Origin of the sequence: Bradyrhizobium sp. ARR65, from assembly GCF_000472385.1 — a bacterium.
Taxonomy (GTDB): Bacteria; Pseudomonadota; Alphaproteobacteria; order Rhizobiales; family Xanthobacteraceae; genus Bradyrhizobium.
This window is the reverse complement of sequence record NZ_AWZU01000006.1, coordinates 129919-156885: the sequence shown is the minus strand read 5'-3', so window position 1 is coordinate 156885 and position 26967 is coordinate 129919. Positions and strand designations below refer to the sequence as shown.

The window sequence follows — 26967 nt, the reverse complement described above, 5'->3', positions numbered from 1 at the left end:
AGCTTTCCCAACCGCCGCTCACGCCGCAAGCTGCGCCAGTGCGCTCCAGTCGAAATTGAGGCCATGGCCGGGGCGCGTCGGCGCCAGCGCCATGCCGTCTTGGAGCGTGAGAGGGTGCTCGATATAGCGATCCAGGCCAAAGCCGTGCGCTTCCAGATAGGAGCGGTTCGGACAGGCCGCGAGCAGATGCACCGTGATGTCGTGTGCGCCGTGGCTGGTCACCGGCAGGTTGAATGCTTCCGCAAGCCGCGCGATCTTCATGAACGCAGTGATGCCGCCGCAATTGGTGACATCGGGCTCGGGATAGGACACCGCGCCCCTCGCGATGTAGTTCTTGAACTCCCAGAGCGTGCGCAAGTTCTCGCCGGCCGCGATCGGCACGCCGCCGGCCGCAATGATACGAGCATGTCCCGCGACATCATCGGGAATGATCGGCTCCTCGAGCCAGGTGAGATCGAAGGGCCGCAAGGCGCGCGCGGCGCGAACGGCTTCCTCAACCGTCCATTTCATGTTGGCGTCCGCCATCAGCGGAAAGCCGTCGCCGAGATGCTCGCGCATCGCACGCACACGCGCGACATCGGAGCCGAGGTCCGGCCGGCCCACTTTCATCTTGATGGCGCGAAAGCCCTTGCGCAGATTGTCGTCGGTCTGCGTCAGCAGCGCCTCGACCGATAGATCGAGGTCGATGCCGCCGGCGTAACACGGCACCCGACGATCGAAGCCGCCGAGCAGGCGCCACAACGGCAGGGTCGCGCGGTTCGCCTTCAGGTCCCACAGCGCAATATCGAGCGCCGAGAGGGCCAGCACGGTCGGCCCGCCGCGCCCGCCATAGTGCAGCGCCCACCAGACATGTTGCCAGATGGCTTCGGTATCGTCGGCCTCGCGGCCCTCGACCAGCGCTGGAATTTCGCGCCTAAGAATATCCGCGATCGCGCCGCCGTTGCGGCCGACCGTATAGGTGTAACCGACGCCCTCGACGCTATCGGTGCTGCGGACGCGCAACGTGATCAGCTCAAAGGCACTGATCTTGCCATGCGTGCTGTCGGACAGCGTGACGGAAAGAGGGATTTTGTAGTGCCCGGTCTCAAGCGACTTGATGCGTGCCATTGCGCTTCCACCCGTCTTGTTTTTGGCGGAGGTTAGGCTGACGTGAGCCGCGCTGCAATCGCGCGCGGCGAAATTCTCAGTCCGATGAGATTGGAACCAGATCAGCGCCGGCGCGGCCGCCCCCTCGCAGCGGCGCGCGAGCGCTCAGGCGCCTCCGTCCGATCAGCCTCGGTGCTTGCGCTCATCCGCTTGATCAGGTCGATGAATGCGCGAGCCGCCGGCGACAGCGACCGGCCGGTGCGCGAGATGGCCGACAGATTCCTGCGCACCACCGGATTGCGGAGCGGCACGGCGACCAGCGCGGGATATTGCAGGTGCGGCACCAGATAGCCAGGCAGGATGGAGATGCCGAGCCCATGCGCCGTCATGGACAGCGCGGTCGTCAGGAACGCCACCTCCCAGCGCGGTTTGAATTGCTTGCCCCTCGGCGTCAGCGTGCGCTCGATCAGTTCGCGGATGCCGCTACCGGGCACCACGCTGATACAGGGCTCCTCGATCGCCTCCTCCCAGGACAGCGAGCGGCGCGCCGCGATCGGATGCTCGCGCCGGCAGATCGCGCTCAGGCGGTCGCTGACCAGCGTCTCCAACGCGAGCTCGTTCGAGCTGGCATTCACCGTTCCGATGCTGAATTCGACTTCCTCTGCGAGCACCTTGGGCACCAATTGATCCGGCGCGACGTCCTGCATCATGATTTCGACCTCGGGATGCGAGCGCGTGAATTGCGCGAGGATCGCCGGCATCAGCGCGGAAGCGGCCGCCGCCGTCGCGGCGAAGCTCAGCCTGCCCCGTTCCACATCGCGGATCGCCCGCACCGAACTGACCAGATGATCGCGATCGCGCAGCATCCGCTCGGCCCGCGGAAGCATCTCCAGACCCGCCGCGGTGGGGCGCAATGACCGCGTGGTGCGGTCGAGCAGCCGCGTGCCCAGGCCGCGCTCGAGCTGGCGCAGCAGGATGCTGACGGCCGATTGGGTCAGCCGCATCCGCTCGGCCGCCGCGGTGATGCTGCCGAGATGGCACGCCAGCACGAACGCCTCGATCTGATGGAGCGTTGGATTTATGATTTTCATTTATGAGGCCATGGAAATTATCAAGTGTATTTTATTTCCGACGCTCCCTACCTTCAACGGCTCGAAACGAACGACAAGCCTGAGACGGGGAAGGATCGCGGATGTCCGCACGCTTTGACGCGCCGGTGCTGATTGTCGGCGCAGGACCGGTCGGATTGACCGCAGCCATCGATCTCGCCTGGCGCGGCATCGAGGTCATGGTGGTGGAGCGGCGGCACCGCGGCGAGCCGCCGAACGTGAAATGCAACCACGTCTCCGCGCGCTCGATGGAGATATTCCGCCGGCTCGGCGTCGCAGGTGCGCTAAGGAACGCCGGGCTTCCGCCCGACTATCCCAATGACGTCTCCTATCGCACGACCGCGACCGGCACGGAGCTGGCGCGCATTCCCATTCCCTGCCGGGCCGAGCGCTACAGCGACAAAAGCGGACCGGACGGATGGTGGCCGACGCCGGAGCCGCCGCATCGCATCAACCAGATCTATCTCGAGCCGATCCTGTTCCGGCATGCGGACGCATTGCCGGGCGTTTCGATTCTCAATCGCGCCGAGGTGGCGGGCATCCGCCAGCTCCAGGATGGCGTCATCGCCACTATTCGTGACCTCGACAGCGGCGAAACCAGATCGGTGAGCTGCCAATATCTCATCGGCTGCGACGGCGGGAAATCGACCATTCGCGCGGCGATCGGCGCCAAGCTTGCGGGCGATGCCGTGGTCCAGCGCGTACAGTCGACCTTCATCAGGGCGCCGCGCCTGCTCCGCCTGATGAAAGAGAAGCCGGCTTGGGCCACTTTCTCGGTCAATCCGCGCCGCTCCGGCAACATGTATGCGATCGACGGCCGCGAGACCTGGCTGATCCACAATTATCTCAGGCCAGATGAGACCGACTTCAACACTGTCGACCGCGATGCCTGCATTCGCTTGATCCTCGGCGTCGGTTCGGATTTCGACTACGAGATCATCAGCAAGGAAGACTGGATCGGCCGGCGCCTGGTGGCGGACCGCTTCAGGGACCGGCGCGTCTTCATCGGCGGCGACGCCGCCCATCTGTGGGTGCCGATGGCGGGCTACGGCATGAACGCGGGCATTGCCGATGTCACCGATCTGACCTGGCTGATCTCAGCGGTGCTGCAGGGCTGGGCCGCCCCCGACATCCTCGACGCCTATGAAGCCGAGCGGCTGCCGATCACCGAGCAGGTCTCCTATTTCGCGATGGATCATGCAATCGCCCTGAGCAAACAGCGCGCCGCGGTCCCCGGCGATATCGAAGCTCCTGGCCCGCAAGGCGACGCGCTTCGTGCCCGGTTCGGACGCGAGCTCTATGACCTCAACGTCAACCAATATTGCTGCGGCGGGCTGAACTTCGGCTATTTCTACGACCGCTCGCCGATCATCGCCTATGACGGCGAGAAGCAACCCGGCTATACGCTCTACGACTTCACCCCCTCCACCGTGCCCGGCTGCCGCACGCCTCACATCTGGCTTCGCGACGGGTGCTCGCTCTATGACGCGCTCGCCCCCGGATACACGCTGCTGCGCTTCGATCCTGCCGTCCACGTCGATGCGCTGGTCGCGGCCGCCGCGGCGCGCAAGGTGCCTTTTGCGGTTCTCGACGTACAAGCCGGCGATGAGGAGCTGAACGCGCTTTATCCGCAAAAGCTGGTGCTATCCCGCCCCGACCAGCACGTGGCATGGCGCGGCGATGCGTTACCCGCCGAACCGTCCGCCCTGATCGACCTGATCAGAGGCGCGGCCCAAGGCGGGCAAAAACAACGCGCGGCCTGAAAGGGCCGCCAATCAATTGAACCGGGGAGGACCAAATGAGCCAAGCCTCGTTGGCAGGCGCGCAAGGCGTTGCGGTCGATCGCCACGAACAGGTCATCAGACGCGTGTTCTGGCACCTCGTGCCGTTCCTGTTCGTGCTCTATGTCGTTTCCTACCTCGACCGCATCAATATCGGCTTCGCCGCGCTCTCGATGAACAAGGAGCTCGGGTTGACGCCGACGACGTTCGGCTTCGCCAACACCGTGTTCTACATCGGCTATGTGCTGTGCGAGGTGCCGAGCAACCTCTTGCTGGTACGATATGGCGCGCATCGCTGGATTCCGAGGATCATGGTGAGCTGGGGGCTCGCCTCCGCGGCGACGATGTTCGCTGCCGGCCCGCATAGTCTCTATTGGATCCGCTTCCTCGTCGGCGTGGCCGAGGCCGGTTTCCTTCCGGGAATCCTGCTCTACATGACCTACTGGCTTCCGCCCGCCTGGCGCGCGCGTGCCACCGCCATCTTCATGGTGGCGCAGCCCGTAACGATTGCGTTCGGCGCGACGCTGTCCGGCTTCATCCTCGACATGCATGGGATTTTGGGACTCTCGGGCTGGCGCTGGCTGTTTCTCATCGAGGGACTGCCTGCCGTGCTGCTCGGCGTGATCGCCTGGTTCTATCTCGATCCTTCGCCCGCACAGGCGCGCTGGCTGAGCGCGGAGGAGAAAGCGCTGCTTGCCGCTCAACTCGATACTGCCGTCCAGCCGAGGAAGAACATCTGGGCCGAGATGACCAGTATTCCGGTCTTGCTGCTCTGCCTGTCCTATTTCGGCCTGGTGACCTCGTTGAATACGATGGCGACCTGGACGCCGCAAATCGTCCGCGAAGCGGTCTTCAGCCACGGCAACTATGCGACCATCGGCCTGCTCAGCGCACTGCCCGCCGCTATCACCGTGCTCGCCATGCCGATCTGGAGTGCGCGCTCCGACGTGGCCGGCGAACGCTTCTTCCACTACGTGGCTCCGGCCGTGGTCACGGGGCTGGGATGGATCGCGGTCATCGCATTCGGCGAACTGCCGCTGCGCATGCTCGGCTTGATCCTTGCGACAGCGGGCGCGTTCACGGCCATGGTCATTTTCTGGACTGTGCCCGCTTCCGTGCTGTCGGAACGAGGACGGCCCGCCGGCATCGCCTTGATCAGCTCCGCCGGGATTTTGGCCTCCGCCGTCAGCCCCTCCGTCGTCGGCGTGCTCAGGGATCTCAGTGGAAGTTTCGCATCGAGCCTCTGGTATGCGGTCTGCCTGATCGTGATTTCGATCGGGGGCATGGTGCTCGTACGCCATGTGTCGATGCGGCGAACGCCTCAATGAACGGAGCACGTGACCGAAAGCGCGCCAAGACCCAGTAAAGCTGGGAGCCAAGCAAACAGCGGATGTCACCGAGCCGGGTGAAACAGAGCGCCACCAATCATGCGCCTGGCGCATGCAACAAGCTGATCTGCTAAAGTTCTTGCCGTTTCGACTGTTTCCCTGACGCGATGAGGGCCGCGCCCCCCCCCTGGCGCATTTTCTTGCGTTTTGAACTATTGCATGGCTGCAATCCCTGCCCGAGCGGCCGACGTTCAGTGCGATCTCGAGGCCTGGCATTCGGCTTAGCGTTCTCCTGGGCTGTGCCCTACTTCGTCTTCATCCGCCTGAACCGCACGGTTCGGCCATCCGGCATGCGCGTCGCGACATAGCCTGCGGCCAGGCAGGCCTCGCGTTGCGGCATCTTTTCTTGCGGGCTGCGCAAACTGTCCCACCAGGAGGCGCGCTGCGCCGCACGTGGCAAGGGACGGCCGACGATCTCTTCGATTTTTTCGAAGCTGAGCACGAGTTCAGGCAAGCTTTGCTGCTTCAGGTAGTCGCGCAATGCGTCATAGTCGTCCACGGCAGGTCCCAAATCAAAAAGCCGAGCGGCACACCGACCTTTGTTCGAATCAGGCAACCAAGCGTTAACTGATTAATGCGGCGCTGTCGTCACTTAAGCCGCCGGCAATGATTAAAGCGCATGCAGAATGAAGCGGTGGGTATACAGCCGCTTCAAAAAAGCAGTGCGTGGATATGGGCAGACCGTCCTGGCGGCTATCGGCAAAGCTTCTGATCGCCTCGTCGCTGGTGACGGTGATCGGCTTTTCCGCGATCTGCGCCAGCGTGATGCTCGACATGCGGCGCGGCGAGGAGCAATTGGCGCGGCAGTCGCTGGAGAATCTCGCCTCCGGCATCGACGCCGACATCAGCCGCAATATCGAGCTCTACGACCTTTCGCTGCGCAACGTCGCCAACAACGTCGGTGTTCCCGAGACCAAGGACGTCTCCAAGCCGGTGCTGCATTTGATCCTGTTCGATCATGCTGCGACCGCCAAGCACTTCGGCGCGATCCAGGTGTTCGACGCCGACGGCCGACTGACCGTTGATGCCTCAACGCTCGATCCACTCCCCGAAAACCGCTCCGATGAGGAGTATTTTACCGTCCACCGCGATAACCCCAATGTCGGGCTGTTCATCAGCCGCCCCATGCTCCACCGCGGCCGCTATGCGATCGTGCTGAGCCGGCGCATCAACGGTCCCGACGGGCACTTCATCGGCGTGGTCGCGGGCTCGATCCGCTTCAGCTATTTCCACGAACTGTTCGGCGGCTTGAGCCTCGACGAGGGCGACACCATCACCGTGCTGCGCAGCGACCGCACCGTCGTCATGCGCAGGCCGTTCGACCTCGACGTGATCGGCAGGAATCTTGGCGAACGGCACGACTGGAATCCGGCGAACCTCAAGGATGGCGGCTCCTACGAGGGCGCGGGACCGATCGACCGGACGCCGCGTCTCTATGTGCGGCGCGCCGGTGACCATCCGCTGATCGTCATCGTCGGCAAGCCGCTCGATGCCATCTTCAAGATCTGGAGGACCCAGGCAACGCGGATCGGCGCGATCATGCTGGCGTTGATCGTGTTCGTCGTCGCGGTGACGCTGTTCCTGGCACGCGAGATCAGGCGCCGCGCCGAAGCCGAAGCCAAGCTCGAGGAGCTCGCGACGACGGATTCCCTCACCGGTCTTCGCAACCGGCGCAAGTTCGATGCGACGATCGAAAGCGAGTGGCGGCGTGCCATGCGGCACAAGACGCCGATATCGCTCCTGATGATCGATGCCGACCATTTCAAGGCCTACAACGACACGCATGGGCACCAGGCCGGTGATGAGGTGCTGGTCGGTATCGCCATCTGCATTTCGGATTCGGTCAAGCGTGCGCCCGATTGCGCGGCGCGCTATGGCGGCGAGGAATTCGCCGTGCTGCTGCCGGGACTTTCGCCCCCCGAGGCGATGCGGGTCGCCGAAACCATCCGCACGAAAGTGCTGAGTTGGTCGGGCGGGGAAAGCGCCTCAACGGTCAGCATCGGCGTTGCCGGCACGACGCCTGTCTTGGGAATGGACTGGTCGACGCTGGTGCACGCCGCAGACAAGGCGCTCTACGCCGCCAAAGCCTCCGGCCGCAACTGCTGCATCCTCGCGACCGTCCCGACACTGTCGCTGGCGGCTTAGCGCAAGCGTCATTGCGAGCGAAGCGAAGCACTCCAGAGCCGCGCGTGAGACTCTGGATTGCTTCGTCGCTTCGCTCATCGCAATGACGGAACGGGTGGCGAGGACCTCACCCCTCCACGTATTTCCTCATCTCTTCGCGCAGGCCATCGCGCAGGTCGGGACGCGCCATGGCATAGGCGATGTTGGCGCGCAGGAAACCGGCTTTGGAGCCGCAATCGTGGCGCTCGCCGGCGAACTCGACGCCGTAGAATTTCTGAGCCTTGGCAAGACCGATCATGGCGTCGGTGAGTTGGATCTCGCCGCCAGCGCCACGCTCCTGAGTACCCAGGATTTTGAAGATCTCCGGCTGCAGGATGTAGCGCCCGGTGATGGAGAAATTCGAGGGCGCGGTACCTTTGGCCGGCTTCTCGACCATGCCGGCAACCTCGAACATCTTGCCGTGACGGTTGCCGACGGCGCAAATGCCGTATTGATGCGTCTGATCGGCAGGCACTTCCTGCACCGCGATCAGGTTGGACTTTTCACCGAGCTGTTGCGCGGCTTCGACCATCTGCGCGAGGCATCCCGGCTTGTGCAGCACAAGTTCGTCCGGCAGCACGACAGCGAACGGCTCGTCGCCGACGATATCGCGCGCGCACCACACCGCGTGGCCAAGGCCCAGCGGCGACTGCTGACGGGTGAAGCTGACGGCACCCGCCTGCGGCTGGTCGCGCGCCAGAATTTCAAGCTCGGCCTTCTTGCCGCGCGCCTCCAAGGTCGCGTCGAGCTCGTACATGCGGTCGAAGTGATCCTCGATCGAACCCTTGTTGCGGCCGGTGACGAAGATGAAATGCTCGATCCCGGCCTCCTTGGCCTCGTCGAACACATGCTGAATCAGCGGCTTGTCGACGATGGTGAGCATTTCCTTGGGCATCGCCTTGGTGGCGGGCAGGACGCGGGTGCCGAGGCCGGCGACCGGGAAGACGGCTTTGCGGATTTTCATGGCAATGATCGGGATGTCCTAAAAATGCGGGGAACGGCGGGTTTACTGATTTGGTAGCCGGTTTGCGGCTGCGAACAAAGCTGGTTGTCGTCCTCCTAATGTCAAAACTTGGTTTTTGTTAAACTCTTAGAAACCAACTAGAGGCCTCCTGAAAGCCAAAATTCACGTGGCAGGGTAGGACATGACGAAACGCATGGAACCTTTGGCGCTGACGTTGGCGAGTGCGCTTTTGGTCGCAGCCAGCCTGCTGCCGATCGCCGGCGCGAAGGCGCAGGCCGGAGGCGGCGGGCTCTCCAGCCTGTTTGGGGGCCTGTTCTCCGGGCCAAAAGCCGATTCGCCGGCCCCTGCCCCCGGCGCGAACGGTGCCACACCTTGGAGCGGCGAGGACGGCGCTTCCGGCCATCCATTGATGACGGCGGCAGCAATTCGGCAGGCCGCGGCCAATTTTGACAATTGTGTTGCGTCGATGTGGCCGGACGCCGCCCGCCGCCGTGTCAGCCAGGAAAGCTTTGAGCGGTTTACAGCGGGGATCACCCCCGACCTGCGCATCATGGACCTGTTGGACGCGCAGCCGGAATTCACCAAGTCGATCTGGGATTACCTCGACATTCTCGTGAACGAGGATCGCCTCGCCAAGGGCCGCGAGATTCTTGCGAAATATAAGGCGCAATTCGATGCCGCCGAAAAGGCCTATGGCGTCGATCGCTACACGATCGCGGCGATCTGGGGCATCGAATCCAACTATTCCACCCAGATCGGCGAGCGCAGCGTGCTGCAATCCACCGCGACGCTCGCCTGTATCGGCCGCCGCCAAGCCTATTTCCGCGACGAGTTTCTCTCGGCACTGGAAATCCTCCACAATGGCGATCTGCGGCCCGAACAGATGCGCGGCTCCTGGGCCGGCGCATTCGGGCCGACCCAGTTCATGCCGACAGCATTCAAACGCTATGCCGTCGATGCCGACGGCGACGGCCACAAGGACGTGGTGGACGATCCCGCCGACCTGATCGCCTCCACCGCCAACAATCTGAAGAAGGACGGCTGGCAGACCGGCCAGACCTGGGGTTACGAGGTCAAGGTCCCGCAAGGCTTCAATTACATGCTGGCCGACCGCGCCAAGACCATGACCATCGCGCAGTGGGAACATCTCGGCATCACCCGCGCCACCGGTGGATCCCTCCCGCATTCCACGGACAAGGCCTATCTGCTGGCGCCCGCCGGCGCCGAGGGCCCTGGCTTTTTGATGCTGCAGAATTTCCGGGTCATCATGAAATACAACCCTGCCGAGGCCTACGCGCTCGCGATCGGCCATTTCGCCGACCGTTTGCGCGGGGGCGCGCCCTTCGTGCAGCCTTGGCCGCGGCAGGAGCGCGAATTGTCGCGGGCCGAACGGCTGGAACTGCAGCAGCTCCTGGTCGAGCGTGGCTTCTATCGCGGGACCCCGGACGGGCAGTTCGGCGGCCAGACGCGGGAGGCCCTGCGCAATTTCCAGGTCTCGATCGGGGCGCCGGCCGACGGCTTCGCCTCCGCCGACATGCTGGAGCGGTTGCGCGGACGCTGAAACCGGCCGTTCCGTCGCAAAACGGGTGCCTGAAGGGTACATTTGACGGCCGGGCTTGACGGCGCCTGCTCGCGGCCGGTTTATCTCAGATGGAACTCGCCCGTTTGCAGCCCTATTGCATTATTATGTTCGGGGCTGGTTTTGCCGTTTCGCGATCGAAAGCCGCATGAGACAAAAACCCTTTCTCAAGCTGTTGACCGAGGCCGGTCCGCTGATCGCGCTGACGGTGGCGCTGGCGCTTCTGGTCGGGATCGTGGGGCCGGCCTCCGCCCAGTTCTTCAATTTCGGCGGCTCGCCGCAGCGCTCCGCGCCGCGCGGCGGTGGCGGCTGGTTTGGCGGCGGCTGGTTCGGCGGCGGTGGCGGCGACTTCTTTGCGCCGTTTCGGCCGGCGCCCGAGTCCGCACCGAAGCGCGTTTACCAGGATTTTTCCAAGGCTCCGCCGCCCGAGAAGCGCGACACGGTGCCCGAGCGCAACGTGCTTGTGCTTGGCGATGCGATGGCCGACTGGCTCGCCTACGGCCTGGAGGATGCCTACGCCGAACAGCCCGACATCGGCGTCATCAGGAAGATCAAGACGGTATCCGGCCTGATCCAGTATCAGCCCAAGGGTGCGCCGGTCGATTGGGCGGCCGCGGCAAAAGACATCCTCGCCGCCGAAAAACCCGACATCATCGTGATGATGCTGGGCCTGAACGACCGCATTCCCCTTCGCGAGCCGGCTACGGAAAAGACCGACAAGCAGCCCGACAAAAAGAACGACAAGACTGCGCGCAAGCCGGACAACAAACCGGCGGATGCGAAGCCGCAAAGCAAGGAGTCGCAAAGCAAGGACGCAGCCGACACGGCCGCAAAACCCGAGGATAAGGCGGCCGACAGCGAATTACCGCAGGATGATGCCGCCAACGCCGACACGCCGACGGAAAAGGCCCCGCGTTCGCCGAACGGGATCTATCAGTTTCGCGACGAACGCTGGGTCGAGCTTTACAACAAGAAGATCGACGAGATGATCGCCGTGCTGAAGTCGAAGGGCGTGCCGGTGGTCTGGGTCGGATTGCCGGCCGTGCGTGGACCGAAGGGAACGGCGGACACGCTGTTTCTGGATTCGCTCTATCGCGATGCCGCCGGCAAGGCCGGCATCACCTATGTCGACGTCTGGGATGGCTTCGTCGACGAGGCTGGACGCTACCTGCAGAAGGGCCCCGACTTCGAAGGCCAGATCCGCCAGCTCCGCACTTATGACGGCGTCTATTTCACCAAATATGGTGCGCGCAAGCTCGCCCATTATGTCGAGCGCGAAATCACGCGGCTGCTCGCTGCACGTTCGGGACCGGTCGCGCTGCCGACCGAGCCGGCGACGCCGGATACCAACGCCGCCCCCGGCCAGCCCGCGCCGCGACCGCTGGCGGGACCAATCGTGCCGTTGGTCGCGGCCTCCGTGAACAGCGATCAATTGCTGGGCGGTCCGGGATCGCGCCCGGCCGCGGTCGATGCGCTTGCCGCGCGAACCATGGTCAAGGGCGAGCCGCTGACCCCACCTCCGGGGCGGGCCGATGACTTCATCTGGCCGCGCCGCGAGGTTGGTCACGAACCTGCAAAGGAGCCGACAAAGGGCGACGCGCCGGTCGCCGCCACCACGCCGACCGCTCCGGCAGGCTCGCCTGCCGCTCCGTCAGGTGCCGCCACGGATAGCCCCCATGCGGCGCCCAATTCGCAGCAGAAGCAAGCCAAGCCCGCGCAGCAACCTCAGCAGCAGCAAAAACCTGCCCAGCCGCATGAGCCGAGCTTCGGGGACTTCTTCGGCTTTGGCGGTACGCCGAAACAGCAGGCGCCGGCCAAGCCGCCGGCAGCGCCCGGCGCGCCGCGGCCGCCGGCGAATGTCGGGCATTCGGCTGCAGTGCAGTAGGACAAGCGCGACCGCGGTATTCACCCCGCCACGCGCGCGGGGAGAGGCAGCACAAATCCGGTCCGCTTGGTCCAGCTTCGTGAGCCTTCACAGAATGAGCCCGCCATCGACCACGATCGTCTGGCCGATGATGTAGGAGGCCAAGGGCGAGGCGAGAAACAGCGCGGCGCCTGCCATATCGGCCGGCGTGCCCAGCCGCTTGAGCGGGATCCGCGACAGCGCCTCCTCAAGGCGCTTTGGATTATCCGTAGTGACCTTGGTCATCTTGGTGTCGACCAGGCCGGGCGCGATGCCGTTGACGCGAATGCCGTCTTCCGCCCAGGCTTGCGCCAGCGTCCGTGTCAACCCGACCGCGCCGGTCTTGGAAGCGTTGTACGCGGGATTGCCCATCGTCGCATGAAAGGCCGCGGTCGAGCTGACGATGATCAGGGAGCCTTTGGTCGCTTGCAGCATCGCTTTGAATTTGGTCGCGCACGCCATCAAGCTGATCAGATTAGTCTCGAGCACCTTGCGAAAGCCCGCCATCTCGAATTCACCGCGCTGGTAGATCACCGCGCCTTGCGCCAGCACCAGCACGTCCAGACGTTCGAAATAGGGATTGAAGCTTTCGATCGTCAGGGGATCGCTGACATCGAGCCGCGTATAGTCGAGCCCCTCCAGACGCGAGCCCTCCTCCGCCGCATAGTCGGAGGCCTTCGCGCGCGTGCCGCAGACCGCAACACGCGCGCCCTTCTTTCGAAAGGCCTGCGCGATGCCATTGCCGATGCCGCTGGAGCCGCCGACCACGAAGACTTGCTTGCCGCTGAAATCGAGCTCGTTCATCTCCTTGATCCTCCTCTTGGCGTCGTCTGCTTTTCGCCAGTTTGAGCGAAGGCCGCCGCGCAACTCAAGTCCCGGCATGACAGCCGTGTGCGCTGCACGGGCCGGGGAACGTTGACAAGGAACCGCGGCAGAGTAGCCTTCGCGCAACGAAAGCGGGAAACCCCGCGAAAACTAGGTCAGGAGGAACGCGATGGCCATCTCGATCCGGCAGTTGCACAAGCATTTTGTCGGCGAAGTCTCCGGGCTCGATGTGCGCCAGCCTTTGACGGCGGAACAGGCGCGCGAGATCGAGGCGGCGATGGACAAATACGCCGTGCTGGTCTTTCACGGTCAGGACATCACCGACGAGCAGCAGATGGCGTTTGCGTTGAATTTCGGCGAGCGGGAGAATCCGCGCGGCGGCAATGTCACCAGGAAGGAAGACTACCGCCTCGACTCGCCGCTCAACGACGTCTCCAATCTGGGCAAGGACGGCAAGCCGCTGCCGCGCGACCATCGCGCCCACCTGTTCAATCTCGGCAATTGCCTGTGGCACTCCGACAGCTCGTTCCGCGCCATCCCCGCCAAATACTCGCTGTTATCGGCGCGCGTGGTGAACCCGAAGGGCGGCAACACCGAATTCGCCGACATGCGCGCGGCCTATGATGCGCTCGACGACGAGACCAAGGCGGAGATCGAGGATCTCATTTGCGAACATTCGCTGATGTATTCGCGCGGTTCGCTCGGCTTTACCGATTACAGCGAGGAAGAGAAGGAGATGTTCAAGCCGGTGCTGCAGCGCCTGGTCCGCACGCATCCCGCCCATCGCCGCAAGTCGCTTTATCTGTCATCTCACGCCGGCAAGGTGGTCGGCATGAGCGTGCCTGAGGGACGACTGTTGTTGCGCGATCTGACCGAGCACGCCACGCAGCCCGAGTTCGTTTATGTCCATAAATGGACGCTGCATGATCTCGTGATGTGGGACAACCGCCAAACCATGCACCGCGTCCGCCGCTACGACCAGTCGCAACCGCGCGACATGCGCCGCGCCACCATCGCCGGCACCGAGCCGACCGTTAAACAGCAGCTTCAGGCGGCGGAGTAGCGATTACGATTCGTCGCGGCCTTACCTCGACCCGCTTGCGGAGAGGTCGGATCGCATCGGCAGATGCGATCCGGTGAGGGAGACTAACCGCATACTCAACTGCGCGTTTTTTGCGCGGAGACAGCCCCTCACCCCGACGCTTTCAGCGAGAGCTTCACTTGTCGCAACCCCGCAAGCGGGGCGAGGGAGAAGATTACGCGTGCCCGGCTTCGTTCGAGAGCATGCCGGGATCGATGCCGATCTTGCGCAGCGCGCGGGCGTATTTTTCCTCGATGTCGTTGCCGAAGATCAGTTCGGGATCGGCGTCGCAATGCAGCCAGCCGTTCTCCTGGATCTCGTTCTCGAGCTGGCCCGGCGCCCAGCCGGCATAACCAAGCGCGAGAATGGCATGCTTGGGGCCCCGGCCTTTGGCAATTGCCTTGAGGATGTCGACGGTCGCGGTCAGGCAGATGCCATCGGCGATCTTGAGCGTTGCATTCTCGATGAAGAAATCGCTGGAATGCAGCACGAAGCCGCGGCCGGTATCCACCGGCCCACCGCGTAATACCTGCATGCTCTCGGCGCTGTCGGGAAGCTTGATCTGATCCGCCTTGTTGATGATGTTGAGCTGGACCAGGAGTTCCGGAAAATCGATGCTGCCAGCGGGGCGATTGACCATGATGCCCATGGCGCCCTCGGATGAATGCGCGCACAGATAGATTACCGAGCGCTCGAAGCGAGGATCACCCATCACGGGCATCGCAATCAAGAGCTGCCCGTCAAGATAGCCACGCTTGGACGAATTATCGCCGATGTCGACACTTTCGCGGCGAACGTCGTCCGGTCCTTTGCCTTCAGGGTCCATCCGCAAGCACTCTCTCCGTGGCTTGTATCCTGATATTGGGTCGCTCTTCTGTCAATCAACCTTCCGGGTTAAACCCTGGGCGTCAATCCGCTTAAGAACCCCGTTAACTTTCGTCCAGCCTGCGCGAGACCTGCGCACCTTCACAAGCAATTCAATAGTTTGCACCTGAGACAGCCTGTAAAGACGTCCCATGATCGCTATTGTTCCTAGCCGCGCTGCACTCGGCTTCGCCGCCATGATTTTGGCATCGCTCATCGCTGTCGGAGCCCGCGCCCAGGATGCATCGCCCTGGCAAGAGGACGCTCATTCCGCAGTGCGGCTGCTGGCGGGATCGCGCAGCGGCGCGGTGCTGCTCGGCGGCATCGCCTTTCAGCTCAAGCCAGGCTGGCATACCTACTGGCGGACGCCCGGCGACTCCGGAGTACCGCCGCGCTTCGACTTCTCGAAGTCCGACAATGTCGAAGCTGTGACTGTGTTGTGGCCGGCACCGACAAAATTCGATGACGGCGCGGGCGGCATCTCACTCGGCTATCACGACCAGGTGGTGCTGCCGCTGCGGATCGTCGCGAAGAATGCCGAGAAGCCGGTGACGCTGCGCGCCGAGATCAACTATGCGGTTTGCGAAAAGCTCTGCATCCCGGTGCAGGCCAATGCCGAACTTACCTTCAACAGCGTGGCGAGCACCGAGGACAGCGCGCTGTTCGCCGCGCTCGACACGGTTCCGAAGCCCGCCAATGTCGGCGACCCCAACCCGCTGACGATCCGCGACGTCAAGCGCGAGGGACGATCGGAGGTGCTGGTCGACGTGGTGTCTCCCGACACGCGGCCGCTCAATCTCTTTGTCGAGGGGCCGACGCCGGATTGGGGCTTGCCGGTTCCGAAGCTGCTGGAGCACGGCCCGCCCGGCGTGAAGCGCTTCGCCTTTGCGCTCGAAGGCGTCCCGCCGGGCGTCAATCCGGAGGGCGCCGCGCTGAAGCTGACATTGGTCGGCGGCGACCGGGCGTATGAGTTCAACATAAATTTGGATTGAGTCGATTCGGCCCGTCATTCCGGGGCGCCTCCAACGGGCCGCGCTTCGCGCGGACCGGGTGGCATCGCGCCGGAATGACGGCGGCCACCCCAACCGTTTCTTAACGAAGCGTTGATAGATGAGGCGGTCGCCGCCCTCGCGCGGTCCTGCAACCGGATGCCCGCGCCGTGGCCTCGATCGACGCTCAACCTGCAGCAGGCGCGCAAGCCCGCTTGATTGCGCGGCTGCGCGCCGTGTTCGCGGGCGGCTCCAGCGAGGCATCGCTGACGCGACGATTGGCCGGTACTATTTTCGTCATTCGCGTCATTAGCGCAGCCCTTGCCTATCTGTCGCAAATTCTGCTGGCGCGCTGGATGGGCGGATCCGACTATGGCACGTATGTCTATGTATGGACCTGGGTGCTGCTGCTCGGCAGCATGATGGATTTCGGCATTTCCGCGTCCGCGCAAAAGATCATTCCGGAATACCGCACAAGCGGCGACAATGCGCTGCTGCGCGGGTTTCTCCTCGGCAGCCGCTGGATGACCTTTGCGGTCTCCACGCTCCTTTCCGCCGCGATGGCGGGCCTGGTCAAGCTGCTATCGCCCTGGATCGAGGCGCGCGAGGTCATTCCGCTTTACATCGGCTGCCTGACGCTGCCGGCCTTCGTGGTCGCCAACACGCAGGACGGCATCGCGCGCTCGCATGACTGGATGCGGCTCGGCCTGATGCCGCAATTCATCCTGCGCCAGGCGCTCATTATCGGCCTTACCGCCGGCACTCTTGTGCTCGGCTTTCATCTCGGCGCCAGCGCCGCCATGGCCGCAAGCGCGGGTGCGGTGTGGATCGCGATGATCGGGCAGATGATCGTGCTCAATCGCCGGCTCGCGCGCCACGTGGCGCCAGGGCCACGCGCTTACGATGTCCGCGCCTGGCTTACGATCTCGCTGCCGATTCTCCTGGTCGAGAGCTTTTATCTGCTCTTGTCCTACACCGACGTGCTGGTGCTGCAGCAGTTTCGCACGCCCGAGGAGGTCGGCGTCTATTTCGCTGTGGTGAAGACGCTGGCGCTGGTCTCCTTCATTCACTACGCGATGTCGGCCACCACAGCGCATCGTTTTGCCGAATACAATGCGCTCGGCGACAAGGAACGGCTGTCGGCCTATGTCGCGCATGCGATCAACTGGACGTTCTGGCCTTCGCTGGGCGCGACCATTGCGCTGCTGGCCGTAGGCAAGCCGCTGCTATGGCTGTTCGGGCCGAAATTCGTTGTTGGCTACGACATCATGTTCGTGGCCGCGATCGGACTTGTGGTGCGCGCGGCGATCGGCCCGGTCGAGCGGCTGCTCAACATGCTCGGCCACCAGCATGTCTGCGCGGCCGCCTATGCGGCGGCCTTCGCCATGAACGTCGCGCTCTGCGTTCTCCTGGTACCGCGCTACGGCGGCCACGGCGCCGCGGCCGCGACCTCGATCTCGCTGAGCTTTGAGACCGTGCTGCTGTTCGCCATCGTCCGCCGCCGCCTCGGGCTACACGTGCTGCCGTTCGGAAGATAACTACCTTGTTCGACGGTCATCACCTGCGAAGGCGGGTGATCCAGTATTCCAGAGCAGACAGTTGTGGAAGCCGAGAAGCCGTAGAGCATTGGATGCCCCGCTTTCGCGGGGCATGACCACTCTGATGGCTCACTCCGCCGTCCAGCCGCCATCGATCGAGAGATTGCTGCCAGTGATTTGCGCGGCATCGTCGCTGCACAGGAACAGTGCCAGCGCCGCGACCTGCTCGACCGTGACGAACTGCTTGGTCGGCTGTGCGTCGAGCAGCACGTCGTTGATGACCTGCTCGCGGGTCAGATTGCGCGCCTTCATGGTGTCGGGAATCTGCCTTTCGACCAGCGGCGTCCAGACATAGCCCGGGCTGATGCAGTTGCAGGTGATCTTGAAGGTCGCAAGTTCGAGCGCCACGGTCTTGGTGAGGCCGGCGATGCCGTGCTTGGCCGAGACGTAAGCGGACTTGAAAGGCGAAGCGACCAGCGAATGCGCGGAGGCCGTGTTGATGATGCGGCCCCAGCCGCGCTTCTTCATTCCCGGAACGGCGGCGCGGATCGCATAGAAGGCCGAGGACAGGTTGATGCCGATGATCGCCTCCCATTTCTCGGGCGGAAACTCCTCGATCGGCGAGACGAACTGGATGCCGGCATTGTTGACGAGGACATCGACGGACCCGAAGGACTTTTCCCCGAGCGCGATCATCTCGGCGATCTCGGCGGGCTTGGTCATGTCGGCCGGCGAATGCACCGCCTTGACCTTGAAATCGCTCTCGATGCTTGACCGCTCCTTCTCGATATCGGCCGGCGCGCCCATGCCGTTCAGCACGATGTTGGCGCCTTCTGACGCGAATTTGCGCGCATAAGCGAGCCCGATGCCGCTGGTCGAGCCGGTCACAACTGCGGTCTTGCCTGACAAAATACCCATTCCGCTTACTCCTTCTTGACAGGGACGCCGCTGAGGTCCCCGGTGAGATCATAGGTCACCATGGTTTCATCGGATTGCGGCCGCTCCAGCCAATCCTTGTGGCGCATCGAGAGGTGCACGTCGCGTACACCCGCCTCCCAGTGCTCCACCATGGCGACGTGCGAGAAATCATAATCTTTCGAGTTGGTCTCGTAATTCTTGCTGCGATAGATCAAGTGCACCACCGTGACGGTGTTTTCCCGCGCCGCCTTGCAAAGAATCTCGACCGAGGGATCGTTCTTCAGATAGTCCGGCAACTTGTCCATCAGGTCACGCAACGCCTTGCGCGCGTTGTGGATCTGGCGGTTCTTGTCGGTGTTCATGCGGGTGCGGCTGGAATAGCGGATGTCCTTTTCCCGCTCGGCCGCTTCAAGAAGCGTGGTCGGCAGCGGCCCGCGCGCGCTGAACAGATCGACCTGGAAGATCAGGAGATCGCGGCCGACTTCCGCATCGAGCACGTAATCGAGCGGCGTGTTGGAAGCGATGCCGCCGTCCCAATAATGCTCGCCCTCGATTTCGACCGGCGGAAAGCCCGGCGGCAGCGCGCCGGAAGCCATGATGTGCTCAGGGCCGATCTTCTTGCCCATTTTGCGGAATTCGAAATTGTCGAAATAGCGGAAATTGCCCGTGGTGACGCTGACCGCGCCGACGCTCAAGCGGCATTTCAGGTCGTTGATGCGGTCGAAATCAACCAGCCGCTCCAGCGTCTTCTTCAGCGGCGTCGTGTCGTAATAGCTCACGGCCTGCAGGCTGCCCTTTGGCCACAGCGGCGCCGGCGGAATGCGGGGCGTGAAAAAGCCGGGAACGCCGAAAGTGGCGATCAGCGCCGCGCTGGTCTCGTTGAACAAGGATCGGCTGCGCTCGCCGTTGCTGATCGGATGCCAAGGAACCGGCGACGAGACCATCTGCCAGAATTCCTTGAGCTTGGCGATGCGCTTCTCGCGCTCGTTGCCCGCAATGATGGCCGCGTTCACCGCGCCAATCGAGATGCCGGCGATCCAATCCGGCTCGAAATCGAAATGGCAGAGCGCCTGATACGCCCCGGCCTGGTATGAGCCGAGCGCACCCCCGCCCTGCAGGACCAGTACGCGCTGCGCTTTCGCAGGCGTCTCGGCCGGCATTGGATGGGCATAATCCGTCATTTTGATCGGTCGGTTGATCCGTCAGACGTGAACGAGGCTTGCACCGTGGCGTCACTTGGCCGCGGCGTCAACCAGCACAACCGTCTTCTCAGATCACTATACCGCGCCCGGCTCGGCCAGAATCAATGTCCAGAACACCTTGTACTTGGTGTTGGGAGCATAGCTCGCCGCAATGCCTAATTTTGTGACACCGCCACTCAGCATGTTGGCACGATGCGGCGGTGAGTCGCGCCAGCCGGAAAACGCCTCCGCCAGCGTGTGATAACCGGCCGAGACATTTTCGACCGCCTTGACCGCGGCATAGCCCGCCCCATTGAGACGCTTTGCCAGCGGCGCCCTGACATCATGGTCGAGCTTGTTGGCGTTCGCCATGGCGCTCGCCTGGGTCTCCGCAAGCTGCATGAGCGCGGGATCCACCACGACAGGGCCAAGCCCGTTATTCTGGCGATATTGCGAGATCATGGTGGCCGCGGCCACCGGATCGAGCTTCGCGCCCGGGGTCGCCATGTCGATATACATCGCCGGCGTTTCGACCGGCGCTTCCGCCGCGCAGCCCGCAAGCAATAAAGTTACGAGAATTGCAGCCGACGCACGCATGAAAGACCCCCAGTGAGAGGGGGCGTTGTTGCATGCCAACAGTGGCTGAAAGGTGAAGATGGTCACAGTTTCCGTCATTCCGGGGCGGTCCATAAGGACCGAACCCGGAATCTCGAGATTCTCAGGCGCGCAATTGCGCACCATAGTTCGATGCTGAACGCACCGCCCCGGAATGACGGAGTGCTACGCCGCGAAAATCCGGTAGTGGCGCGGCTTCAGGCCGACGATATCTCCGGGCCGGAGCTCCTGGTCTCGCGGCGCATCGATTTCGATGGCTTTGTTGCCTCCCGTCAGCGCCACTTCGGCGCGCTGGACCGGGCCGAAGGTGCGCACACGAATCACCGCGCCCTGCAACACGCCGCTGCCGGATGGCCCGACCTGCATGTCGTGGCGCCGCACGAAGAGTTTTGAGGGACCTGAAACGAGGCCATCAGCGGCGATCGCAAGGGGGCTATCGCCAAGCCGCACCTGGCCATCCGTCACCTCGACAGGCAATTCGATGGATTCGCCGATAAAACCATGCACGAAAGCGTTCGCCGGATGATCATAGACCTCGGTCGGCGTGCCGGTCTGCTCGATCCGCCCCTTGTCCATCACCACGACGCGGTTGGCGACCTCGAGCGCCTCCTCCTGGTCGTGGGTGACGAAGATCGAGGTCACGCGGATTTCCTTGTGCAGCGAGCGCAGCCAGTGCCGCAGCTCCTTTCGCACCTTGGCGTCGAGCGCGCCGAAGGGCTCATCGAGCAGAAGGATGCGCGGCTCGATGGCGAGCGCGCGTGCGAGCGCGATGCGCTGGCGCTGCCCGCCGGAGAGCTGGTTCGGGTAGCGATCGGCAAGCCAGTCGAGCTGTACGAGATCGAGCAATTCCTTGACACGAGCGCGGATCGCGGCCTCGCTCTTGCGTATCCTGCGCGGCTGCACGCGCAGGCCGAAGGCGACATTCTCGAACACGCTCATATGGCGGAACAGCGCATAATGCTGGAACACGAAGCCGACATGGCGCTCGCCAGCGCCGCGCGAAAGCGCACTCTCGCCGTCGATGGTGACCTCGCCGGCATCAGGCCATTCCAGGCCGGCGATAATCCGAAGCAGCGTGGTCTTGCCGGAGCCGGAGGGGCCGAGCAGTGCCAGGAGCTCGCCGTCGCCGATCGTGAGATCGACATCGTCGAGCGCGACAAAGCTGCCGAATTGCTTGGTGAGGTTTCTGACTTCGATGGTCACGGCTCGATGTCCTCATTGTCCAGGCGTCGTTCGAGGATGGTCTTTGCGACCAGTGTGATCAGTGCCAGCATCGCGAGCAGCGAGGCCACCGCGAAGGAAGCGACGAACTGATATTCGTTGTAGAGAATTTCGACCAGCAGCGGCATGGTGTTGGTCAGCCCGCGAATGTGTCCCGACACCACCGACACCGCACCGAACTCGCCCATGGCGCGGGCGTTACACAGCAGCACGCCATAGAGCAGCCCCCACTTGATGTTGGGCAGGGTGACACGGAAGAACGTCTGCAGACCGGAGGCGCCGAGCGAGATGGCGGCCTCCTCTTCCTGCGTGCCCTGCTCCTGCATCAGCGGAATCAACGCGCGCGCCACGAAGGGAAAGGTGACGAAGATGGTCGCAAGCGCGATGCCCGGCAGAGCGAACAGCACCTGAATATTGTGCTGGGCGAGGAAGGGGCCGAAAAACCCCTGGGCGCCGAACAACAACACGAAGACGAGGCCAGAGATGACCGGGCTCACCGAGAACGGCAGATCGATCAGCGAGATCAGGAACGTCTTGCCGGGAAACTCAAATTTCGCGATTCCCCAGGCCGCGATCAGCCCAAACAGCAGATTGAGACTGACGGAAATCGCGGCCACCAGCAGCGTCAGCCGGATGGCAGACAGCGCCTCCGGGTCCGATAGCGCGGCGAAATAGACGCCAACGCCCTGGGCAAAGGCTTGCGCGAAGACCACGACCAGAGGCAGCACAACGAACAGCATCAGGAACATGACGGCAATCGCGGTGATCGCGATGCGCACGAGCTTCGGCTCGGTGCGCGGGCCGACGTGGCCGAGCGCGGCGGCCGACGCATCCGCGCCGTCTTCCCTAGCGGAAGCGGCGACGCGGCCCCGTTGCAGCGTCATTTCGATGCTCATCGACCCTCTCATCCGCCGGCGCGCATTTGCGCCCAGCGTTGCAAGCGGTTCACCAGAAAGATGATCGCAAACGAAACCACCAGCATCACCACCGCGATCGCGGTGGCATCCGCATAGCGGAATTCCGACAAGCGGATAACAATCAGGAGCGGCGCGATTTCGGAGACGTTCGGCAGATTGCCGGCGATGAAGATGACGGAGCCATATTCGCCGACCGCGCGCGCGAAGGCCAGCGCAAGCCCGGTCAAAAGCGCGGGCGTCAGGCCCGGCAGGATCACCTTCGACATGGTGTGCCAGCGGCTGGCGCCCAGGCTGGCGGCGGCCTCCTCGATCTCGGGATCGAGATCCTGCAGCACCGGCTGCACCGTTCGCACGACGAAGGGGATGCCGATGAAGATCATCGCAACGAAAATGCCGACCGGCGTGAATGCGACCTTGATGCCGAGCGCCGACAGCGGCGCACCCAGCCAGCCCTTCTCCGCAAACAGCGCGGTCAGCGCGACACCGGCGACGGCCGTCGGCAAAGCAAAGGGTACATCGACGATGGCGTCGAAGATCTTGCGGCCCGGAAAGCGGTAGCGCACCAGAGCCCAGACCACGATCGTGCCCATCACGAGGTTGACGAGCGCGGCGAGGAAGGCGAGGCCAAAGGAGATCTTCAGCGCGCTCAGCGTGCGGCGGCTGCTGACGATGCCCCAGAACTGATCCGGGCTGAGCTCAAGCGTCTTCACGAACAAACCAGCCAAAGGAATCAGCACGATCAGGGATAGCCAGGTCAGCGTCAGCCCCATGGAAAGGCCGAACCCCGGCAGCGTGTTGCGTCGTCTGATGCTTGCGCTCACAAAGGCCCCTGCGCAAAGATATTAATTCTTGTAGATCTGATCGAACATCGCGCCTTCGGCGAAATGGTCCTTTTGCGCCTTGGTCCAACCACCGAAAACGTCATCGATGGTGAAGAGCTCAACCTTGGCGAACGATTTTTCGTATTGCTTTGCGATCTCCGGATCGCGTGGACGGTAGGAGTTGCGTGCGGCGATTTCCTGGCCTTCCCTAGTATACCAATATTTCAAATAGGCTTCGGCCACGGCGCGCGTGCCCTTTTTGTCGGCAACGGCATCCACCACTGCGACCGGCGGCTCGGCCAGGATCGACAGCTTTGGCGCGACGATCTCGAACTTCTCGGCACCGAACTCGCGCAGCGCCAGGAAGGCTTCGTTCTCCCAGGCGAGCAGCACATCGCCGACGCCACGCTCCACAAAAGTCACCGTCGCGCCTCGCGCGCCGGTGTCCAGCACCGGCACGTTCTTATAGAGATCGGTCACGAACTGCTTTGCCTTGTCCGCCGAGCCGTATGTCTTCAGGGCAAAGCCCCACGCCGCAAGATAATTCCAGCGTGCGCCGCCGGAGGTTTTCGGGTTCGGGGTGATGACGTCGATGCCCGGCTTCACCAGGTCGGCCCAATCCTTGATGCCCTTTGGATTGCCCTTGCGCACCAGGAAAACGATGGTCGAGGTATAGGGCGAGGCATTTTGCGGCAACCGCTTTTGCCAATCGCCCGCGACCAAGCCCTTCGCCGCGATCGCGTCGATGTCATAGGCAAGCGCAAGCGTGACCACGTCGGCCTGAAGGCCGTCGATCACGGCGCGCGCCTGGGCGCCCGAGCCGCCGTGGGACTGCTTGATCTCCACGCTCTTGCCGGTCTCTTTCTGGTAGGCGCTCGCAAACGCCTTGTTGAACTCAGTATAAAGCTCGCGCGTCGGATCGTAGGAGACGTTGAGCAGGGTGATATCGGCTGCATAAGCCGAGCCGGCCCACAACACTGCGGCGACGGCAAACAACACGCGGCGCATCATCCTCATTCTCCATAACGAGAGTCGAAAGCGCGAAGATCAGCGTTCGCGCCCCGTGCCTTGCATGAACAAGCTGCACGTCTTGTCGACAGGCCGGCGAGGTCGCCGGCCTAAGCTTTCATACGCTAAGTGGATTTCGTGACGTGGATGCCGCACTCCGTCTTGGCGCGCCCGCGCCAGCGGCCGGCGCGCGCATCTTCGCCCGCTTCGGTACGGCTGGTGCAGGGCATGCAGCCGACCGAGAGAAAGCCGGCGGCCAGCATCGGATGCTGCGGCAGGTTGGCGGTCTTGTAGATCGCCTCGATATCGGCGCGCGAGATGTTGGCGAACGGATTGAATTTCAGCCGCGCGCCGTCGTCTTCGACCACGGGGATCGCGGCACGCAGCCCGCCCTGAAACCGCTTGCGTCCGTTGAGCCAGGCGTCGAACGGCTTCAGCGCCTGCGCCAGCGGCTCCACTTTGCGGATGCGGCAGCACGCGTCCGGATTGGAAAACCAGAGATCGCCATTCGGATCTTCGCGCGACAGCGCCTCGGCCGACGGCTTGATGGAGCGGACATCACGCAGGCCCAACGTCTGGATCAGCGTGTCGCGATAGGCGAGCGTCTCCTCGAAGATCCACCCCGTATCCAGAAAGATCACGGGGATGGCAGGATCGACATCCGCCATCACCTTGAGCAGCGCCGCGGATTCAGTGCCAAAGGAGGAGACCAGCGCGAGCTTGTCCCGCCCCACTGTCCGCACCGCTGCGGCGATGACGTCCGCCGGGGAGGCATCGGCAAGGGCGCGCGCCAACTCTTCCGCCGCCGGCAGATCGCCCGCGCCCGTCTCGATTGCAAATTGCTGGTTGAGCGCGTTCATAGGCTGGCACTCTCGGAATGACGCAATTGCAGGCGCCGGAACGGTGCCGCAAGCCGGCCGTCTCCGGTCGGCTGATAAAAGACCGAGTAGCGCTTCACGGTCTGGCCGAAGGCTTCTGCGTCAGTCTGCTTCTTGACATCGAAGGCATCGAAGCCGGCACGCAGCATGAAGACGAACTGGTCGCGCAGCACCTGCCCCGTGGCGCGCAATTCGCCGCGGAAGGCATAGCGCTCGCGCAACAAGCGTGCCTGGCTGTAGGCGCGGCCGTCGCGGAAGGTCGGGAACACCAGCGCCACCACCGCGATCCGCTCGAGATGCGGAACGAGGTCGTCGAGATCGCGGTTGTTCGGCCAGATCACACCAAGCCTGTCGGAGCGCTGCAGCAGCACTTGCGGATCGGCGAGAAACCGCGCGGCCGAAACCAGCACCGCGCCTTTCTCCGGCAGCGGCGCGTCGTCCGCGAGTTGCACGAAATCGTCTTGAGAGATGTTTCCGCCCCTAACGAGTGGCATAGACCCGCTCCCTGAATGGTTCGACTCCGAGCCGCTTCACCGTGTCGATGAAGAGCTCGTCCGGCGTTGCGCGCAGCGCGAGATAGGCTTCAACAACGTCCTCGATCACATCGGCGACCTCGTTGTAGGGCACTGACGGACCGATCAAAGTGCCGAGTTCGGCCTTCTCGTCGGCGCGGCCGCCGATGGTGATCTGGTAGAACTCCTCGCCGTTCTTCTCCACGCCGAGAATGCCGATATGGCCGACATGGTGATGGCCGCAGGCGTTGATGCACCCGGAGATATTGATGTGCAGCCGCCCGATCAGATCGGCGGTGTCGTGGTTGGCAAAACGCCGCGTCAGCTCCTGCGCGATCGGGATCGAGCGGGCGTTGGCGAGCGAGCAATAGTCAAGCCCCGGGCAGGCGATGATGTCCGACACCAGGTTCACGTTGGGCGTCGCAAGCCCGATTTTGTCCAGCGCCTTCCACAGCGCCGGCAAGTCGTGCTTGGCGACGTGCGGCAGCGCCAGGTTCTGCTCATGGCCGACCCGGATTTCGCCAAAGGAATATTTGTCGGCGAGGTCGGCGAGCGCATCCATCTGCTCGGCGGTAGCGTCACCGGGCGGGCCGCCGACCGGCTTGAGCGAGATCGTCACGATCGAGTAGCCCTGCACCTTGTGCGGAGACACCGAATTCTTGCGCCAGCGCTCGAACAGCGGATCATGCGCGGCCTTGCGTAGCTCGTCCGGCATGTGCGGGAGCTTCGCGTAAGTGGGATAGGTGAAGCGCGAGCGGATGTCCTCGATGGTCGCCGCCTCGAGCTTTAAATCACTGTTGCGGATATGCTGCCACTCTTCCTCGACTTCTTCAGCGAATTTCTCGATGCCGAGCTCATGCACCAGGATCTTGATGCGTGCCTTGTAGATGTTGTCGCGCCGGCCATACTGGTTGTAGACGCGCATGATCGCCTCGACATAGGACAGCAGGTCGCGCCCATGAACGAAGGGACGGATCGTCTTGGCGATGAGCGGCGTGCGGCCAAGGCCGCCGCCGACCAGGACCTCGAAGCCGGTTTCGCCTTGCTCGTTCTTGTGCAGCCGCAGCCCGATGTCGTGAATCTTGATCGCGGCACGGTCATGCTCGGACGCGGTGATCGCGAACTTGAACTTGCGCGGCAGGAAGGAGAATTCCGGATGCAGCGTGGTGTATTGCCGCAAGATTTCCGACCAGATGCGAGGATCCTCAACCTCGCCGGGCGCAACGCCCGCCCACTGGTCCGACGTCACGTTGCGCGTGTTGTTGCCGGAGGTCTGCATCGAATGGATGCCCACTTCGGCAAGGTCGGCGAGCGCATCCGGCAGATCGGCAAGCTTGATCCAATTGAACTGGATGTTCTGGCGCGTGGTGAAGTGCCCATAGCCACGATCGTAGCGCCGCGCCACATGAGCAAGCCGCCGGAGCTGCTTTGAAGACAGCGTGCCGTAGGGGATGGCGACGCGGAACATATAGGCGTGCAACTGCAGATAGACGCCGTTCTGCAGCCGCAGCATCTTGAATTCGTCCTCAGTGAGTTCGCCGGAGAGGCGCCGCTTCACCTGGTCGCGGAATTCGGAGACACGCTCGTCGATCAACGTGCGGTCGATTTCGTCATAGGCATACATGA

At 63.3% G+C, this 26967-nt stretch carries 24 protein-coding genes; 8 read left to right on the top strand and 16 right to left on the bottom strand.

From position 1 onward, the window contains the following. Positions 1 to 18 precede the first annotated feature (18 nt). Together F758_RS0109855 and F758_RS0109850 are read right to left on the bottom strand one after the other, a co-directional pair. Entirely contained in the window at positions 19 to 1107 is a 1089-nt protein-coding gene (locus F758_RS0109855) for a mandelate racemase/muconate lactonizing enzyme family protein (RefSeq protein ID WP_024507715.1), read from the bottom strand. 101 nt (positions 1108 to 1208) lie between these two features. Then, positions 1209 to 2177 carry a LysR family transcriptional regulator gene (locus F758_RS0109850; protein WP_051386777.1) on the bottom strand — a complete coding sequence of 323 codons (969 nt, stop codon included), beginning with the start codon at positions 2175 to 2177 and terminating at the stop codon, positions 1209 to 1211. 101 nt (positions 2178 to 2278) lie between these two features. Between F758_RS0109850 and F758_RS0109845 the strand changes: the two genes are divergently transcribed. Continuing rightward, entirely contained in the window at positions 2279 to 3958 is a 1680-nt protein-coding gene (locus tag F758_RS0109845; RefSeq protein WP_024507713.1) for an FAD-dependent oxidoreductase, read from the top strand. 35 nt (positions 3959 to 3993) lie between these two features. Beyond that, complete coding sequence (locus tag F758_RS0109840) at positions 3994 to 5304, top strand: MFS transporter (RefSeq protein ID WP_024507712.1); 1311 nt, start codon at positions 3994 to 3996, stop codon at positions 5302 to 5304. A gap of 304 nt (positions 5305 to 5608) precedes the next feature. On the opposite strand, the gene F758_RS0109835 is transcribed toward F758_RS0109840, so the two are convergent. Beyond that, positions 5609 to 5863: a DUF7662 domain-containing protein gene (locus tag F758_RS0109835; protein WP_024507711.1), complete on the bottom strand. Its 255-nt coding sequence runs from the start codon at positions 5861 to 5863 to the stop codon at positions 5609 to 5611. A gap of 173 nt (positions 5864 to 6036) precedes the next feature. Here F758_RS0109835 and F758_RS0109830 point away from each other — a divergent pair, with 173 nt between their 5' ends. Continuing rightward, positions 6037 to 7509, top strand: a complete 1473-nt coding sequence (locus F758_RS0109830; RefSeq protein ID WP_024507710.1) for a sensor domain-containing diguanylate cyclase — start codon at positions 6037 to 6039, stop codon at positions 7507 to 7509. Positions 7510 to 7615: 106 nt separating this feature from the next. Here the strand turns inward: F758_RS0109830 and galU are convergent, their stop codons facing one another. Next, positions 7616 to 8491, bottom strand: a complete 876-nt coding sequence (gene galU / locus F758_RS0109825; RefSeq protein ID WP_024507709.1) for a UTP--glucose-1-phosphate uridylyltransferase GalU — start codon at positions 8489 to 8491, stop codon at positions 7616 to 7618. Positions 8492 to 8672: 181 nt separating this feature from the next. Here galU and F758_RS0109820 point away from each other — a divergent pair, with 181 nt between their 5' ends. Together F758_RS0109820 and F758_RS0109815 are read left to right on the top strand one after the other, a co-directional pair. Beyond that, a complete protein-coding gene (locus tag F758_RS0109820; RefSeq protein WP_024507708.1) occupies positions 8673 to 10052 on the top strand; it encodes a lytic murein transglycosylase in 1380 nt (459 codons plus the stop codon). A 166-nt stretch (positions 10053 to 10218) separates the two neighbouring features. Next, positions 10219 to 11955 (top strand): DUF459 domain-containing protein, encoded by a 1737-nt coding sequence (locus F758_RS0109815; protein WP_024507707.1) that lies wholly within the window; start codon positions 10219 to 10221, stop codon positions 11953 to 11955. Between the two features lie 87 nt (positions 11956 to 12042). Here the strand turns inward: F758_RS0109815 and F758_RS0109810 are convergent, their stop codons facing one another. Then, a complete protein-coding gene (locus F758_RS0109810) occupies positions 12043 to 12777 on the bottom strand; it encodes an SDR family NAD(P)-dependent oxidoreductase (RefSeq protein ID WP_024507706.1) in 735 nt (244 codons plus the stop codon). Positions 12778 to 12967: 190 nt separating this feature from the next. Between F758_RS0109810 and F758_RS0109805 the strand changes: the two genes are divergently transcribed. Next, positions 12968 to 13861 carry a TauD/TfdA dioxygenase family protein gene (locus F758_RS0109805; RefSeq protein WP_024507705.1) on the top strand — a complete coding sequence of 298 codons (894 nt, stop codon included), beginning with the start codon at positions 12968 to 12970 and terminating at the stop codon, positions 13859 to 13861. A 193-nt stretch (positions 13862 to 14054) separates the two neighbouring features. Here the strand turns inward: F758_RS0109805 and F758_RS0109800 are convergent, their stop codons facing one another. Beyond that, positions 14055 to 14705 carry a YqgE/AlgH family protein gene (locus tag F758_RS0109800; RefSeq protein WP_024507704.1) on the bottom strand — a complete coding sequence of 217 codons (651 nt, stop codon included), beginning with the start codon at positions 14703 to 14705 and terminating at the stop codon, positions 14055 to 14057. Positions 14706 to 14895: 190 nt separating this feature from the next. Here F758_RS0109800 and F758_RS0109795 point away from each other — a divergent pair, with 190 nt between their 5' ends. Together F758_RS0109795 and F758_RS0109790 are read left to right on the top strand one after the other, a co-directional pair. Continuing rightward, positions 14896 to 15735 carry a protein-disulfide reductase DsbD domain-containing protein gene (locus F758_RS0109795; protein WP_024507703.1) on the top strand — a complete coding sequence of 280 codons (840 nt, stop codon included), beginning with the start codon at positions 14896 to 14898 and terminating at the stop codon, positions 15733 to 15735. A gap of 167 nt (positions 15736 to 15902) precedes the next feature. Next, entirely contained in the window at positions 15903 to 17270 is a 1368-nt protein-coding gene (locus F758_RS0109790) for a lipopolysaccharide biosynthesis protein (RefSeq protein WP_024507702.1), read from the top strand. A gap of 129 nt (positions 17271 to 17399) precedes the next feature. On the opposite strand, the gene F758_RS0109785 is transcribed toward F758_RS0109790, so the two are convergent. From F758_RS0109785 to F758_RS0109740, 10 genes are all read right to left on the bottom strand, one after another. Continuing rightward, a complete protein-coding gene (locus tag F758_RS0109785) occupies positions 17400 to 18188 on the bottom strand; it encodes a 3-hydroxybutyrate dehydrogenase (protein ID WP_024507701.1) in 789 nt (262 codons plus the stop codon). A 5-nt stretch (positions 18189 to 18193) separates the two neighbouring features. After that, positions 18194 to 19369 carry a DUF3734 domain-containing protein gene (locus F758_RS0109780; protein ID WP_024507700.1) on the bottom strand — a complete coding sequence of 392 codons (1176 nt, stop codon included), beginning with the start codon at positions 19367 to 19369 and terminating at the stop codon, positions 18194 to 18196. A 96-nt stretch (positions 19370 to 19465) separates the two neighbouring features. Continuing rightward, entirely contained in the window at positions 19466 to 19966 is a 501-nt protein-coding gene (locus F758_RS0109775) for a CAP domain-containing protein (RefSeq protein ID WP_024507699.1), read from the bottom strand. 183 nt (positions 19967 to 20149) lie between these two features. Further along, positions 20150 to 21187 (bottom strand): sulfate/molybdate ABC transporter ATP-binding protein, encoded by a 1038-nt coding sequence (locus tag F758_RS0109770; protein ID WP_024507698.1) that lies wholly within the window; start codon positions 21185 to 21187, stop codon positions 20150 to 20152. Beyond that, positions 21184 to 22101, bottom strand: coding sequence for a sulfate ABC transporter permease subunit CysW (gene cysW / locus F758_RS0109765; protein WP_024507697.1), 918 nt, complete (start codon positions 22099 to 22101; stop codon positions 21184 to 21186). The genes F758_RS0109770 and cysW overlap by 4 nt, the downstream gene beginning before the upstream one ends. Before the next feature lie 8 nt (positions 22102 to 22109). Further along, a complete protein-coding gene (gene cysT / locus F758_RS0109760; protein ID WP_084305205.1) occupies positions 22110 to 22913 on the bottom strand; it encodes a sulfate ABC transporter permease subunit CysT in 804 nt (267 codons plus the stop codon). Positions 22914 to 22964: 51 nt separating this feature from the next. Then, positions 22965 to 23954: a sulfate ABC transporter substrate-binding protein gene (locus F758_RS0109755; RefSeq protein ID WP_024507695.1), complete on the bottom strand. Its 990-nt coding sequence runs from the start codon at positions 23952 to 23954 to the stop codon at positions 22965 to 22967. Positions 23955 to 24076: 122 nt separating this feature from the next. Further along, positions 24077 to 24811, bottom strand: coding sequence for a phosphoadenylyl-sulfate reductase (locus F758_RS0109750; RefSeq protein WP_024507694.1), 735 nt, complete (start codon positions 24809 to 24811; stop codon positions 24077 to 24079). After that, positions 24808 to 25323, bottom strand: coding sequence for a DUF934 domain-containing protein (locus tag F758_RS0109745; RefSeq protein WP_024507693.1), 516 nt, complete (start codon positions 25321 to 25323; stop codon positions 24808 to 24810). The genes F758_RS0109750 and F758_RS0109745 overlap by 4 nt, the downstream gene beginning before the upstream one ends. After that, positions 25310 to 26965 (bottom strand): nitrite/sulfite reductase, encoded by a 1656-nt coding sequence (locus F758_RS0109740; RefSeq protein ID WP_024507692.1) that lies wholly within the window; start codon positions 26963 to 26965, stop codon positions 25310 to 25312. Before F758_RS0109740 ends, F758_RS0109745 begins: the two co-directional genes overlap by 14 nt. Between the last annotated feature and the right edge of the window lie 2 nt (positions 26966 to 26967).

What these genes read in the sequence shown, in the direction of transcription:
- F758_RS0109855 (WP_024507715.1), bottom strand. Translation starts at nt 1,107, where the DNA reads ATGGCACGCATCAAGTCGCTTGAGACCGGGCACTACAAAATCCCTCTT.
- F758_RS0109850 (WP_051386777.1), bottom strand. Translation starts at nt 2,177, where the DNA reads ATGAAAATCATAAATCCAACGCTCCATCAGATCGAGGCGTTCGTGCTG.
- F758_RS0109845 (WP_024507713.1), top strand. Translation starts at nt 2,279, where the DNA reads ATGTCCGCACGCTTTGACGCGCCGGTGCTGATTGTCGGCGCAGGACCG.
- F758_RS0109840 (WP_024507712.1), top strand. Translation starts at nt 3,994, where the DNA reads ATGAGCCAAGCCTCGTTGGCAGGCGCGCAAGGCGTTGCGGTCGATCGC.
- F758_RS0109830 (WP_024507710.1), top strand. Translation starts at nt 6,037, where the DNA reads ATGGGCAGACCGTCCTGGCGGCTATCGGCAAAGCTTCTGATCGCCTCG.
- galU (WP_024507709.1), bottom strand. Translation starts at nt 8,491, where the DNA reads ATGAAAATCCGCAAAGCCGTCTTCCCGGTCGCCGGCCTCGGCACCCGC.
- F758_RS0109820 (WP_024507708.1), top strand. Translation starts at nt 8,673, where the DNA reads ATGACGAAACGCATGGAACCTTTGGCGCTGACGTTGGCGAGTGCGCTT.
- F758_RS0109815 (WP_024507707.1), top strand. Translation starts at nt 10,219, where the DNA reads ATGAGACAAAAACCCTTTCTCAAGCTGTTGACCGAGGCCGGTCCGCTG.
- F758_RS0109810 (WP_024507706.1), bottom strand. Translation starts at nt 12,777, where the DNA reads ATGAACGAGCTCGATTTCAGCGGCAAGCAAGTCTTCGTGGTCGGCGGC.
- F758_RS0109805 (WP_024507705.1), top strand. Translation starts at nt 12,968, where the DNA reads ATGGCCATCTCGATCCGGCAGTTGCACAAGCATTTTGTCGGCGAAGTC.
- F758_RS0109800 (WP_024507704.1), bottom strand. Translation starts at nt 14,705, where the DNA reads ATGGACCCTGAAGGCAAAGGACCGGACGACGTTCGCCGCGAAAGTGTC.
- F758_RS0109795 (WP_024507703.1), top strand. Translation starts at nt 14,896, where the DNA reads ATGATCGCTATTGTTCCTAGCCGCGCTGCACTCGGCTTCGCCGCCATG.
- F758_RS0109785 (WP_024507701.1), bottom strand. Translation starts at nt 18,188, where the DNA reads ATGGGTATTTTGTCAGGCAAGACCGCAGTTGTGACCGGCTCGACCAGC.
- F758_RS0109780 (WP_024507700.1), bottom strand. Translation starts at nt 19,369, where the DNA reads ATGACGGATTATGCCCATCCAATGCCGGCCGAGACGCCTGCGAAAGCG.
- F758_RS0109775 (WP_024507699.1), bottom strand. Translation starts at nt 19,966, where the DNA reads ATGCGTGCGTCGGCTGCAATTCTCGTAACTTTATTGCTTGCGGGCTGC.
- cysW (WP_024507697.1), bottom strand. Translation starts at nt 22,101, where the DNA reads ATGAGCATCGAAATGACGCTGCAACGGGGCCGCGTCGCCGCTTCCGCT.
- F758_RS0109755 (WP_024507695.1), bottom strand. Translation starts at nt 23,954, where the DNA reads ATGATGCGCCGCGTGTTGTTTGCCGTCGCCGCAGTGTTGTGGGCCGGC.
- F758_RS0109750 (WP_024507694.1), bottom strand. Translation starts at nt 24,811, where the DNA reads ATGAACGCGCTCAACCAGCAATTTGCAATCGAGACGGGCGCGGGCGAT.
- F758_RS0109745 (WP_024507693.1), bottom strand. Translation starts at nt 25,323, where the DNA reads ATGCCACTCGTTAGGGGCGGAAACATCTCTCAAGACGATTTCGTGCAA.
- F758_RS0109740 (WP_024507692.1), bottom strand. Translation starts at nt 26,965, where the DNA reads ATGTATGCCTATGACGAAATCGACCGCACGTTGATCGACGAGCGTGTC.